Origin of the sequence: Ruminococcus flavefaciens 007c (assembly GCF_000571935.1) — a bacterium.
Classification (GTDB): domain Bacteria; phylum Bacillota; class Clostridia; order Oscillospirales; family Ruminococcaceae; genus Ruminococcus; species Ruminococcus flavefaciens_F.
Genome location: NZ_ATAX01000036.1, coordinates 23,752 through 37,867, shown reverse-complemented (window position 1 = coordinate 37,867; position 14,116 = coordinate 23,752). Strand labels below are relative to the sequence as shown.

Below are 14,116 nucleotides of genomic sequence, written 5' to 3'. Positions count from 1 at the left end.
CCACGGATACTGATACTGTTACTTTACAGTAATTGACGGCGATACAGGTGAGCTTATAAATTATAAAAAAAAGGACGGCTTAAAACCGTCCTTTTTATATTCACTGAGCAAACAGAAATATCTGTTATTATCAGTTCGTACTGTTTGCAGCTACCGACGCAGCAACAATAGCAGCCATCATTGCAGCTTCCTGTGCAGCGATAACAGCCAGAGCAGAAGCGGATACAGCTGCCTGAGCATTGTCGGAACCTTCGTAAAGATCAGCTGCAAGCATAGCGGCGTGCATAAGTCTTGTTTTCTTGTCAAGGCTCAATGCACCGTAGCCCTTCTGACCGCTGAGCATTTCGTCTATTTCGATAACAGTGTCAACAAGCTCCTTTTCGTCAGCTTCGATAACAGATATAGCTGCAAGCATGGGAAGCTCATAGTGCTTGCCGTATTTTCTTCCTGCTGCGGTGAACATATCGAACATTCCGAACAGTCTTCCCACCTTTATCTCGGGAGCACCCTCTGTCATTGCAAGTATATGGGATACTGTCTGAACTGCGTTCTTGTCCGAGAACTTCTTCCTGAGCAGGTCATAACACTTCTCTGCATCATCAATGAGCTGAGCGTCGCTCTTTTCCGAAAATGCCATAAAGCCTGCCATTACATTGTCTTCACTTGAAGTGAGTATGGGGTGTTCCTTCTTCATCATATCGTAAAGAGCACGTCCCCTTGCAGCAATGCGCTCTGCCTCGTCCACAGTTGTTTTCTCTGCGAGGAGTGTTGCAAGCAAAGCAAGATACTCGGATCTTCTGAAGTGATTCTTAAGGATACCGTACATATCCATTGCCTTTTCAAACTGAGCTTCGGGATCAGCAGCCACGCAGAGCTTTGCTGCAAACGGTGTCATTACAACGCCCTTGAGATAAGACGCAAAGCCCGCATTCTTCTTGATGATCTTCTTGCATCTGGTAAGCTTATCCACGTCAGCCTTTACACCTGCCGCGCAGAATATATTTGCTGCAACGGGATAGATGTACGAGCTTTCGAGCTTGATAGCCTTTTTTATGATGTCTCTGTTCTCGATAAAGTCCATTGTGATCTTTCTTGTATTCTCTTTCATGGTAAAAACTCCTTTTGAATGATATGTAAGATGTTTGCTTCTGTGATTATAGTATATCATATCACAATGCACTTGTCCGTCTTTTAATATTACCTTATATTACAATTCTGAAATGTTTATCATGTAATCAGCTCACTGAAACTTTTTGCCTGCACTTCTGGCAACGGCAACGCTTTCTCCGACCTTTCTGTAGCATTTCGTGGCTGTATCGTATATAACCAGTCCTGCCTTACTGTAATCCACCTTGCCGTCGGTAAGTACATTTTCATCGGCCTTAAGACCTACCACCTCGGCAACTACTCTGGTCTCTCCGAACTCCTCCTGTATATCTATCACCCTGCACTCGATAGTCACAGGGAGCTGATCTATGACAGGCGCATTAACCTTGTCTGACTTTGTAACAGTAAATCCGCACTTTTCCAGCTTGTTCTCCTCATTGTTGCCCGATACGATGCCCACATAGTCGCAGGCTGCGATCTGCTCTGCTGTAGCATAAGCGATTGTGAATTCCTTGTTCAGCCTGATATTTTCAGTAGTCTTGTGTGAGCTTGAAAGGCTGACGGATATCTGACTCATACCCACCTGACCGCCCCATGCTGCATTCATGGCATTGGGAGTGCCGTTTGCGTTATATGTGCCGATGATAAGCACGGGAAGCGGTGCGAAAAAGCCCTTTTCAAATGATCGTTTCATAGTTGATTACCTCCAAAACAAGTATTATGTTTTTATACATATCAATTATACATCACATACTCTCAAAAATCAACCGCAGGCAGCACTTTAATGAAAGCAAATACCTTATTATAAAGCAGAAGGCCCCTTATTCAGAAGGGCCCTTCTCAATAGTTATTACAAAACCTCTTACGAGTACCGCACTTATGCAGAGCTTCTTCATTCTGCCCAAAACTCAATCATTATCAGCTTTAACGAAGAATTTCTCGCCGTCCTTTACACTGATACCGTAAAAATTATCCGACTCATCTGCAATGTATACAAGAGCGCTGCCCTGCATTTTCAGATGATGGACTTTATCAGAAGTATTTTCTGTCATTACAACAGTATCATCTTTTATTTTCCATGTTCCGCCGCCTATATAGCTGCTAATAGCACCTGTGTAGTATTCAAAGGTCTCGTCATCTCTGAATGTAATGGTGAATTCGCTTCCCGTACCCTCTTTTTCGTACACATAGGTCTTTCCTGCTATTGAAGAGTTATAAATATCGGTATCACTTATTCCCAGCAGCTCCCTCTGAATTTCCTGAGCATCGCCGACCGTCAGACCGTCGCCGTTCATATCAGCATTTGCTCTGCCCAGTTCGGTGAGGTGGAGGATAGAAGAACCTTTTTCACCGTACTTATTTGGATTGGCAAGAGCCTGCATAATGAGTATCGCGTCTGCAAGATCGAAACTGCTGTCGCAGTTTGCGTCGCCCTTTATCGTTTCGGTGCGTTCAGAGATCACAGCTGTCTTCCTTACACCTCCGAACTGAGCAGGATAGGTCTCAAGGATACCACCGGCATAGGTGATCCCGAGCTTCATGCCTGCTTTCGGAACTATATCGCTGTCAAGGTATTTCGTTGACAGAGTCATCAGCTCCCGTGAACGTTCAACCGACTGCAGCAGCAGTGTTTGGCCGCTTACCTCCAGAACCGTTGCTGTCATGGTTTGATAGGCTGTGATCACATCAGTCTGCGCTGCTGAAACAGTTTCTGTCGTACCTGAAAGCATGAGATCATCAACGACACTGACCTCAAAGCTCACGTTATCCCCACCAATGACCTCTACTTCATAAGTGCCCGCTTTATTGCTGCGGAAATCAGTAAAGAGAAGAACCTTTGGAGGCCTTGGTGTATTTGAATCGTGTGCAAAAGCCATATCGTGATCTGTGCAGACAACAGGCTCTTCACCGTCTCTTGTCATTTCTATCTTTAATCCTTTCAGCGAGAGCACTTCTCCAAGCTTGTATTCCACCTTGTCAGGCAGCGCAACTATCTTGTATGATACTTCCCTATCTGCCGTATCATTCAGGCTCTGTGAATAAATAACCATACTCTCGTCTTCTGCAGCAGCTTCCCCGGCCATACACGGAACAGGAACTGCACCCGCGCACAGCATTGCACCAATAACAGCTGCCAAAGCTTTCTTTTTCATAGAATCAACTCCTTTTTAATAAAAACGTTATTATAATATTTACTGTATTTATGCCGACGGCGCCTGTATTTGACCTGCTTATACCGCCGCGGCGGTCACGAAACGGACGGAAAGCCCATTATGTACTGAGCCTTCGGCTGTACGGGCATATTCTTTATATTGCAAGCTGTCCGTTCAGTTCAGTTCCACCATCACAGCTTCATCGGGAGAGAAATAGTCTGCCGTGTTGCTGCTCAGTCCCGAAGCCATTGCTGCCCGTTCAAAGGATATCTGGGGTATATTGCTAAGAAAAACATATTCCGAATCACCTGCTGCATTGGGAAGATGCCCCTGAATTACCAGACGGTATTTATAAGAATGTCCTTCGCATGACCATGAACCGTCAGACATCTCATAATATGTCCTGAAATTTCCCTCATAGTTTTTTTTTATAACGGGCTCGGTGGGAACAGTGCTTTCCTCCTCTGACGTATTGCTCACGGGAGAGAGAATATGTCCCTGTCCGCGGAATATATGGATAGTCCCAGCTGCAGCGAGCACAAGGACGGCAGCTGCCGAGACTATGCTCACCGCTGTTTCCCATTTAGGTCTGCGGTACGGCTCTGTACCGTTTACCTGAGTTTTTTCATCGAAGTCCCCGCCAGTTCCGCAGCGCTCTGATATTTGTCGGTATATCCTCTTTTTCTCATCGTCGTCAATGGCGGAATAACGCTCTGCCATTTTTTCAACGGTCTCTCTTTCAGCGTTTTCCAGGATTCTCAGATCAGCCTTTTTCATAATGACCTCCGTTCATATAGTGATACCCTTGTCCGTCAGAAGCCTTCTCAGTTTTTTCAGAGCCCTGCTGCTCCTCACTCTTACCATCATGGGCGATAGCGTGACGAGTTTTGATATTTCGGCTGCGCTGCGGCCGTAGAAAAACTTCTGTATTATTATCGTTGAGTCGGGTTCGCCGAGGCTGTCAACAAGCTCCAGCAGTATACGCCTTTGCTCCTTCAGCTCTGCATTGACTGAGATATTCTCATCAGAGGGCAGCATCTCTGTCAGCTCGTCACCCAGGGAAACGCTGCGGCTGCTGCTCCTGCAAAGTCTGCGAAAGAAGGTGGCAGATTTTCTGTAAGCAACTGCTGCGATAAAGCCTCTGATGTCCTCGGAGACAGCCATGCTTTCATCATAGTGTGCGAACACCTCATAGAATATGTCGGTAACGCATTCACCCATGTCCTCGCGGGTTCCGCAGCTTCGCAGACGGTTAAAAACTATGGTATAGACATAGTTGATATACTCGTCGTACAGTGCCTGATGAGCTCTGTTCCTGTCAGCGGCAAGCAGCCTGCTGTATTCACTGTGAGTCATCTGCTTTCTCCTTTCTGTGATATGGATCCATTCATTATATATATTCTCTCTGAGTCTCTGAAACGTTGCAGCTGTCGATTAATATTTATTATTTAATCATATGTTCACGATAGAACATCACGTTCGGGATCTGTGAAGCAGCGGCTTTGCGGTCAACAATTACCGCAATAACGACAACAGCCGCACAGTGAATAAGACCAATAATAGTCCGAACTCGCTGTCACGGCTGAATATATGTCATCAGACGCAGAATGCACTGAATTCTTTAGTTCATAGGCTGTAAAACGAATAAACGGGTGCTCTCTGAAAATATATAACAATAGTATAAAGAGAACGCCGGTATAATTGATCTCCCCCATGCTTTCAAAATACATAGAAACACAGCTTCTGAATGCTTAATTGTATTTTAGCTCCACCAAAGCCCAGTCATCCGTGGTGATCTCATACTTATTCCCACAATAGGGACAGTTTTTGTTTTTCGTTGCATCAAAACTTGCACCACAAGACGGACAGGCGATCTTCGTCATGGAAAAGTTGAAATTCACCGGGATATCAGTGCGTCGTTTTAATGTAGCGCTAAAGACCTGTTTTTTGAAAAAGACCTTGTCGCCGCCGGCATAAAGCACATCAAAATAGGCCTTTGTTACAACCGTTACAAAATCCCCGTCTTCATGTATGCTTTCACAGCCTAACGCACCGCCGTAATTCAAATCTATAATGTCCTTCATCTTCGGATCAAGTTTTTCACCTTCATAAAACAAAAGATCCTTCTCATTCTCGGAAAATACAGCCGTTTTGATAAGTGACAATGTCTTGCTCGTAAAATACTCATAGGAAAACTCGGGACTGATCTTTTTCATTCTTGTTTCAAATTTTCTTCGTGAACCCGCAGTTCCCATTTTACCCGCAGAAGATATTGCTCCGACGATAAGCTTCATCAGCAGAAAATAAGCATACAGAATATATGCTAAAACGATACTTGCTATGGCAGAGACGATATAAGAGCCTATCCCCTTGCGAAGTACAAGACAAAGTATAAACATGGCGATAAGAGTAATGGTATATGAAATCAGATATCCCGACCTGAATTCCTCTTTTGTCATTCCCGGACTATCTAAAAAATAATAGGATGTGACCTTCGGGAAAAGGTCGTCCATCTGAAACTTAGTCCTACAATGAGAGCAGCCGTTCTGAAGCCCGGCAACAGTTGAGAGCGCACCGCAGTTCGGACAGCAGATAGGGTCGTTATCGGGATGAGTACCTGTTACCACATCGGTTATTGTTTCGTATAAAACGCTCTTATGATCGTCTTTATACTTGATTTTGCCGTCCTTCCTGACTTTTCGTTTTATTCCGCTTTGATTAAAGCAGACGGTACTTTCATAGTGAGTATCTCTCCAATTGCTGCCTGTCATGAATTTGTTTTTGTTATCATCTCTGGAATAGATATCGTAGTCCAGTTCCAGTCCTTTTTTTGAAAGCCTTTCATGCTGAAGCTTCAGCATATATGTAATATCATTATCTGCAAAGGTTATGTTCTTTCCTTTGCATACAGCACTTCCGAGCGATGCTCTGAAATCATTTAATTTGCTGTTAAAAACTCCTGAAACCTCTTTAACGTTAAAAAGATTGTATCCCATATAAATGCACCCCTATCCTTTAAAATCGATGATCATTCCGACATATTCCGAATTTTTACAGAAAGCCTGTGCTCCCTGTACGCAAAAATTATAGCAAAAAAAGCAGAAAAAGTCAATGTAATACTCTCATATATCCGTGCAAAGAAAAAGCCGTCCTGAAGGCTGCTCAAGCTTTTCCACTTCTATGTAAATCTATTTCATCTGCATTAAACGAAAGGCAGCCCAATGGGCTGCCAAATCTTTATATATCGTACTTCAAAATGTGTTTTAATATAACTTCAACACCGCCTTGAGAACTCAGCTTCTTACCGAATTCAGACGCTTTTCTTCGCAGCAGCTCAGAAGCTATGACTTTTTCGGCCTTACTGCGAATGAAATCAGCTTTGAACTGCCTGTGGGGAATGATGATACCTGCTTTGTTTTTCGCAACTGATACCGCATTGTATCTCCGTTCAAAGACCTTACCTGGAGCTATCATCTGCGGAACTCCGTGAAGCAGACCATCGACTATACTGTTCTGGCCGCCGTGGTTTATAAACAAAACTGCCTCGTCAAGAAGCTCATTGAAGTCCCAGCGCGAAGCTATATGAATATTGCCTTTATTATTCACTTTCAGATACTTTGAAGCTATATACACTTCATACCCCGAGCCGCTGAAAGCATTGCTTATCTCTTTCTCAGTCATTGCTGCGGAGACTGTTCCATTCCCAATATACACGACTATCTTGTTTCTGAGGCGTTCAGATGTACTTATCTTTTTCAGCGCACCACAGAAAGTAACGTTTTCTTTTTCAATGGGTTCAAGCTCACATATACTTGGACAAAAGCACTCATCAGACAAGTCAAAGAGTTCCAGCACAGAATTGACCTGCAGCAGGCCTTTTTCCCGCAAATACCTGTTTACACCCTTTGCAAGCTTCGGAGTATTGGCATATTCAGGCTGAGTAGGATAGCTGACAGTTGCAAACAATTTCTTATTTTCAAGCTTAGCTGCTATCATAGCAGGCATACTGAATTCAGAATAAACTATATCAGGTTTGAAGCTCCTTATGGCTCTGCGAACACTTGCAACGCTTTTCACAAGATAATTGTATACTGAATTCCCCGTGAACCAGAGAACTTCATCAAAACTCTTTACTGTTTTTCTTGATGTGATCCCCAGCTTCTGCGCCACAGGAAACACCTTTGAAGCTATGATCTCGGGCATTCCAAGCGGAGCAGGAACGTCAAGGAAATAGTTCTTTATACCGTTTATTTCTGAATAGTTTACATCTTCTGCAATACAGGTCGCAGTATCTATGCCTGCCGCAGCCGCACTTTCAGCAAGCAGCTTACATCGTGAGAACGGCCCTGATGTTTCTGCCATAGCTGCCATTGGTACTATAAGTAGTCTCATAATTTTGCTCTTTCTAATTCACTTAGGCTCTTTTCCGATAAGCTTTATTATCTCAGCTTCATCAGCATCCGGATATAACTTCTTGACCCTGTCAACTATACGCTGCCATGACTCATGAGGTGATTCATTGTATGCGGAAGTAACCGCATCATATCCCCATAAAGCTTCGGGCGGCAGCAAAACCGATACAGCCATTCCGTACTCTGTCCCATTCTTATTCCTGCGCCTGCGGAAGTCTGCTGTAACAAGATATGTCTTCATCATAAGGTCTGTCGTAATGCCTTGAAAGTTCTTCTCGCCGCCTTTACCGAAACCTGCCAGCTGTTTAAGCTCCGTTGACAGTATCTGCTTATCTGTCCAGACAATATCACCGTCACTGCCTGCCTCTGTCAGAACGTCCATTATAAGCTTTTCACGGCGGTTGACCTTACTGTCCTCCCATGCGGAGTCAAAGTCATAACCGTCACGCCTGTAATTTGCAAAATACGGCAGCCATTCCAGACTGATAAAGCCTGCCTTCTTATCGAAAAATTTACCATAAGCTGCTTCATGTCCTGCCGCTATTATCTCGCGCCACTCCCACGGATCCTGCTCTCTGTCGCCTGTCCACCAGTAATCAGATGAAACGTGCTCCTCTACAGAAAAGCCTTTCACACCGTTGCTGAAAAGCGGAAGAAATCCCACCTCATTTATCCAATCCACAAGCTCTTTCGGACTGCGTATCCTGCAGGGATCTTCCCGCGCAAGTCCATGTATTATCCATTCACCGTTCTCTACTATCATAACCTGCTCCTAAGTTTTTCTTTATTATAGCACACCTCAGATACATTTACAACATCTCTGAAAAACGATATAATCGATATATAATAAAAACGTAAGCCTGCGAAAACCTGAATACATAAATGCAGATATGAAAAGGACATATAATTCTTTTTATTGGATATCTGTATTTCAATACAGACTGATCGTGAATTTGGTTCCCTTGCCCACTTCACTCTCTGCCTCTATTTTTCCGTCGTGGACACGGATTATCTGCCTTGCCATGGCAAGACCTATTCCCACGCTGTCGTGAGATGAATTGCCTGCCTTATAGAATCTTTCAAATATATGGGGAAGGTGTTCTTTATCGATGCCTTTTCCGTTATCCTCTATAATAATAGTGGTATGCAGATTATTCTGACTGGCAGATATTTTTACATAACCTCCTGCATTTGTATGCTCGATACAGTTTTTGATTATGTTTGAAAGTGCCTCTTTAAACCAGTGTACATCTGCCATAATTACTATCTCTTCAGGAATACTGACTATGTATTCCACTTCCGCAACTTCAGCCATTATCAAAAACGGTTCGGACAGCTCGTTGATAAGCTTATTCAATTCCGCCTTTTCCGGTTTCATTTCCAGAACCCCTGCTTCCAGCTGTGAAAGCGTCAGGAGACTTTTGAGGAGCCATGTCATCTTGTTTATCTGGGCATCGATCTTCCCTGCATATTCCATTCTCTGCTCATCACTGACCGTTTCGTTCATTAACAGCTCATTCATCAATGATATGGCAGTAAGCGGTGTTTTGAACTGGTGTGATATATCAGACATCATATCCGACATATATTTCTTCTGATTATGCTCGGACGAATACTGTTCAAGCAGAATAGTTATCACCTTGTATATCTCACTTTGCAGGATCCCCATGTTTCCTTCCGAAATCTTCTGCATTTCAGGCAGTGAAGAATAATCCTGTACTCTGGTGATATATGATATCAGTTCATCTGTCTGCTTTTTTATTTTTCTTTTTTCAATGATGTCCGCCGCCAATATTATAATAAGTACAGCTGCCAGCACCACCGCAATAAGACACGGTTTCCTGAGCAGGATACACAGTACGATCGCAGTGGCAACAATTCCGATTCTTAATTTCATTTGAATCAAACCATACGATAGCCCATTCCACGAACGGTCTGTATTATGGGCTCATCGCCTTCCTGTTCCAGTTTTTTTCTGAGTCTTTTAACATATACCGTCAGAGTATTGTCATTTACATAATCCCCTGCACTGTCCCACATACTATTTAATATCTGCTGCCTTGTAAGGAGCAGTCCCCTGTTTCTTACAAACGTAAGAAGAAGTCTGTATTCGGCAGCTGAAAGGAATATCTCCTCTTCATCACGCATTATCCTTCCGCTTCTGATATCCAGTATATTCCTGCCTATCTCAATAGGTTTCTGCTCCACTTCCTGTTTTTTTCCTGCTTTATCCGCATTGGAACTGCTTCCGCCGCTTCTTCGCATAACCGCCTTCATTCTGGCTAAAAGCTCTCTTATCCTGAACGGCTTGGATATATAATCATCAGCCTCATTTTCAAAGGCAAGAACGGTATGCAGTTCATCGTCACAGGCTGTCAGAAAGATTATCGGAACATCTGATTTTCCTCTTATTGCCTTGCATATCTGATAGCCGTCGCCATCGGGAAGGGTTATGTCAAGGAGGCACACATCAAAGTGTACCTCTTCTTGTATTGCCTCTATAGCGCTTTTCATATCCCCGAATGCTTCGACCTCGTAGCCCTCCTGTAAAAGTGCTATTTTAAGCCCTTCCACTATTATGGGATCATCTTCTGCAATCAATACTTTCATATACTCTCCTTACGTATCTCATCTATTATCTGCATACCGTTTTCATGTCTGTAGCATATTTTTGTAAATGCCATCAGGCCTGTTATGCTCACAAGCAGAGTAATTATTATCCCCCCTACAGGTATCGTAATACTTACTCTTTCATAATGCAGATTGATCAGTTTATATAAACATATCGCAAAGCCCGATGTAATCAAAGCTGACCTTATAAATGACTTTATCAAAAGCCTTATGTTCTCGATAAAAAGCATCTTATTCTTCTGTTTTTTCGTCATGCCCATCGAATGCAGGACAGCCATTTCCTTATGTCTTGCAAGGCATCTGCCCATCACTGAATTATACAGGTTAAGCAGACATATAAGCGCTATCATTAATGTAAAACATACTGCTACGATATTTGCTATTGTTGTTACCACTTCCGAAAAGTCCTTCAGATCAAAAAACTCCATTGATTGAAGCGCACTTTGTCCGAATTCATCTTCGATCTTTGAAAGCTTTCCAATCAGCTGAGAATCCTCTGTATTTACGTTAAAGAATACACACTTCCAGATATCATTCCTTCCGAATTCAGGATCTTTAAGTATTATATTATCCCGTGTCTGCTCTGAAATGAAGATGAAGGTCACGTTATCGTTCAGAGTGAAATACTCCTTTATAGCATCGGCATCTATGTACCCTGCAAACTTTACGGGAACAGTGAAATCATATTCTTCATTCTGCTCTTCATCGTATTCCGTAAGTTCAAGTTCTATAGTATCACCTTCATTCACGGATAAAGGTTTCTTCAGGAAGTATTCGTCATATTTGGGCTTTTGTGCATCATCGTCGAAAAAAGCACAATCCTGCGTTGAGATTTTCAGTGAATCATATATCAGCACAGGACCCGTTTCCGAACCTTCATATTTTGTAAGGCTGATACCTGCCCTGTCTGCTATCTTGTTAAAGTCCTCATCATTCAAGGTTATGATGTCCGTCCACGGGTGAGCGTACACATTTCTGAAGTTATCGTCCCCGAAAAGACGCTCCTGTATCTGTTCAGGCGTTGCGTTCGGAAACCACTTTTCAAGTATCTGCCTTGCTGTTCCGATATATTCCTCATTATAATACTTTATCGGAATACCGCCGTCATAATAAGCGACATCCATTTCCACATACTTGCTGACTTCATCGGAAGTCATGATATCTTCTCTGCCTGACAGATACCACTCCTCATCAAGATGACCGGTAGTCCTAAATACATATGAACAGTCAGTGTATACCTTGCCCGGAATCAGACTTTCTTCATTCTCCATACTTTTAAGTATATCACCAATGCTTCCTGCCGCAAATGCGGTTATAAGAGTAAGTGCGGTAAATGCAGTGATGCTTCTTATAATGCCTTTGGTAGATGAAATATTTCTTTCTACTGAAGCTGTTCCCATAAGCTTTTCGGCTTTTCCCTTAAGCATAAGGCCAAGATGACTTTTATAGCCTTTTTTCTTCAGCTTCATTGAATTCTCGTTTCCTCTTATGCTTTCAACAGGTCCTATCTTGCTTATTTTGAGTGCAGGTATCCATGCCGAAATAAAAACAGCAGCCGTGGAGAATATCACAACAAGCAGTATGTTTAAAGGATTGATCACTATTCTGTTGGGAATATCAAAGCTTCTGCCCATTACAACATTCAGCAGAAGTGAACCGAATAACTTTGAAAAATATGGGTAAAGCAGTCCCATTCCCACTTTTACCACAATAAATCCGATACATATTCCAAGCGGAAGCGCCAGAGCAAGCAGTGAGAAGGCCTCATAATATACGCTCCATCTTTTCTGGCTGCGTGTAGCACCAACTGATGACAGCATTCCGAGGTATCTGCATCTTTCCTGATAAGACATACTGAATACGTTGTATATAAGTACCAGTGATGCAGCCGTGATAAGCACTACAAAGAATAACTGACAAAACATCACAAGGAAATTAAGACTGTCATTCTGTCCGTTTGAAGTGAATGCCAGAAGCATATCGTTTGAAACGATCTTACCGTTTTCAACGGGGATCAGCTCATCATCCTCTGTAAAATAATTGCTGCTCTGACCTGCTGCAGCCTCTCTTTCTTCAGGCGTTTTTGATGTGTCAAGTATCTTTGCTATTTCTCCGAAACAGTCTTTATGCGTTTTTTGATCTATTGTCAATACAGCATTGATTTTATCATTATCGTTTACGGTATTATCTGTTCCTGTCAGTGCTATATATCCGCCCTGTCCGGGTAATCCGTAATACGGCTCTTCCATTATACCGACTACGGTCAGAGTCTTACTGAGCCCCGTAGGCTCATGTATCATCTCAATGAGAGCATTGTTTTTATTATATGGAAAATGATCGGGAACTTTCAATAAATCTCCCGGTCTGAGCTGAAAACCGATAGGAAGCATTATCGAATTCGCTTCTTTTCCCTCTGCAATCAGTGCATCCGATTCTTCTGCAGTAAATGCGTGTATGTATCTGTCAAAAAAGTCTGCTTCAATAGTATCTCCGAGCTTTATGTCAGCACCTTCATTCAGTGCTATTTCACTGATAATGACTTCATCTGAGTTTTTCGGATAACGTCCTTCTTTAACCTTTATGTTCATCAGTTCAAAAAGGTTTTCCGAATACTCCTTGACTTCAAGGTAAGGTGTGACATCGGGATTTCCGCTTTCGGGGAATTCCGCATATCCGAGAGGCTTTGAGACCTCAAATTTATCTATAAAATCAAGAGCCTTTATCTGCTCTGCCTCTTCTTTGCCGATATCATATACCTGATAATGCCAGCTTCCCTTATACGCTACAGCTACATTCTTCATGTAGCCCATAACTGTATCCTTGCCGATGAATACCGCAGTCATAAGAATAACCATTACCAGTATACCGAGAAAAGTAACCAGTGTACGCTTACGGTTCTTCATCATATATGTTCTTGTAACCTGAAAGATTATCTTCTTATTGTCCATTTTGTCACCTTCTTTTTCATACCCGCTTAAACCAGATTTCTGACCTTTTCATCTCTGCCGATGCGGCCGTCCTCAATGCTTATGATACGGTCAGCCTGCATTGCCAGAGCCTCATCATGGGTTATAAGTATCAGTGTCTGCTTATTCTTTTCATTTGATTCCTTTAGCAGCTCTATTATCTCCTCACCTGTCTTGCGGTCCAGATTACCTGTCGGTTCATCTGCCAGCAGTATTGCAGGATGACTGTACAGTGCACGTCCTATCGATACTCTCTGCTGCTGTCCGCCTGACAGCTGGCTGGGAAGATTATTTCTCCTGTCCGTCAGTCCCAGATGTTCAACGACCTGATCCAGTCTTTCCTTATCCAGAGGTCTTCCGTCAAGAATATGCGGAAGTGCGATATTCTCATCTATATTCAGTACAGGCATCAGATTGTAAAACTGATATACCAGTCCGATCTGTCTCCTTCTGAATATAGCCAGCTTATCTTCGCTCAGACTGTGTATATCCGTACCGTCTATAAAGACCTTGCCTTCTGTGGGTTTATCCACTCCACCAAGTATGTGAAGCAGCGTAGATTTACCGCTTCCCGAAGGTCCTATTATAGATACGAACTCTCCCTTTTCAACCGTAAAGCTGACCTTATCGAGTGCCGTTACCTTTGTTTCGCCTTTTCCGTATACCTTTGATACGTTTTCACATCTTAATATTTCCATATTGTCCTCCCGTATTATGTGTGATATTTTATGATACTTACTTTACCCCTTCATTATTTCATTACAGTGACTAAAAGGTGACGGTTTAGTCACTTTGCAATAATATCATTATTTGAATGTTTATAGGGTGATTTTATATCATTACAGGA

The 14,116-nt window shown here is 42.8% G+C and carries 12 protein-coding genes; all 12 read right to left on the bottom strand.

Features of this window, described 5'->3' with window-relative positions; translation table 11 throughout:
* Positions 1-130 precede the first annotated feature (130 nt).
* The 12 genes from RF007C_RS14850 to RF007C_RS14795 all read right to left on the bottom strand — a co-directional run bounded on the left by RF007C_RS14850 (position 131) and on the right by RF007C_RS14795 (position 13,967).
* Positions 131-1,108: a DUF4003 family protein gene (locus RF007C_RS14850; protein WP_037301208.1), complete on the bottom strand. Its 978-nt coding sequence runs from the start codon at positions 1,106-1,108 to the stop codon at positions 131-133.
* Between the two features lie 132 nt (positions 1,109-1,240).
* The gene (locus RF007C_RS14845; RefSeq protein WP_019680583.1) at positions 1,241-1,801 is read right to left on the bottom strand and encodes a flavin reductase family protein; all 561 of its coding nucleotides are present in this window, start codon (positions 1,799-1,801) and stop codon (positions 1,241-1,243) included.
* 214 nt (positions 1,802-2,015) lie between these two features.
* Positions 2,016-3,260, bottom strand: coding sequence for a dockerin type I repeat-containing protein (locus RF007C_RS14840; protein WP_037301205.1), 1,245 nt, complete (start codon positions 3,258-3,260; stop codon positions 2,016-2,018).
* A gap of 174 nt (positions 3,261-3,434) precedes the next feature.
* Entirely contained in the window at positions 3,435-4,037 is a 603-nt protein-coding gene (locus RF007C_RS16720; protein ID WP_051456705.1) for a hypothetical protein, read from the bottom strand.
* Positions 4,038-4,049: 12 nt separating this feature from the next.
* Positions 4,050-4,616: an RNA polymerase sigma factor gene (locus tag RF007C_RS14830; RefSeq protein WP_037301202.1), complete on the bottom strand. Its 567-nt coding sequence runs from the start codon at positions 4,614-4,616 to the stop codon at positions 4,050-4,052.
* Positions 4,617-5,011: 395 nt separating this feature from the next.
* Positions 5,012-6,256, bottom strand: a complete 1,245-nt coding sequence (locus tag RF007C_RS14825) for a hypothetical protein (protein WP_037301199.1) — start codon at positions 6,254-6,256, stop codon at positions 5,012-5,014.
* 241 nt (positions 6,257-6,497) lie between these two features.
* Entirely contained in the window at positions 6,498-7,652 is a 1,155-nt protein-coding gene (locus RF007C_RS14820; protein WP_037301195.1) for a glycosyltransferase, read from the bottom strand.
* 18 nt (positions 7,653-7,670) lie between these two features.
* Positions 7,671-8,435, bottom strand: coding sequence for an AlkZ-related protein (locus RF007C_RS14815; protein ID WP_037301192.1), 765 nt, complete (start codon positions 8,433-8,435; stop codon positions 7,671-7,673).
* 168 nt (positions 8,436-8,603) lie between these two features.
* Positions 8,604-9,569 carry a sensor histidine kinase gene (locus RF007C_RS14810; protein ID WP_037301190.1) on the bottom strand — a complete coding sequence of 322 codons (966 nt, stop codon included), beginning with the start codon at positions 9,567-9,569 and terminating at the stop codon, positions 8,604-8,606.
* A gap of 5 nt (positions 9,570-9,574) precedes the next feature.
* Positions 9,575-10,282 carry a response regulator transcription factor gene (locus tag RF007C_RS14805; protein WP_037301186.1) on the bottom strand — a complete coding sequence of 236 codons (708 nt, stop codon included), beginning with the start codon at positions 10,280-10,282 and terminating at the stop codon, positions 9,575-9,577.
* Positions 10,279-13,251, bottom strand: coding sequence for an ABC transporter permease (locus tag RF007C_RS14800; RefSeq protein ID WP_037301184.1), 2,973 nt, complete (start codon positions 13,249-13,251; stop codon positions 10,279-10,281). The genes RF007C_RS14805 and RF007C_RS14800 overlap by 4 nt, the downstream gene beginning before the upstream one ends.
* Positions 13,252-13,277: 26 nt before the next feature.
* Positions 13,278-13,967 (bottom strand): ABC transporter ATP-binding protein, encoded by a 690-nt coding sequence (locus tag RF007C_RS14795; protein ID WP_019680592.1) that lies wholly within the window; start codon positions 13,965-13,967, stop codon positions 13,278-13,280.
* Between the last annotated feature and the right edge of the window lie 149 nt (positions 13,968-14,116).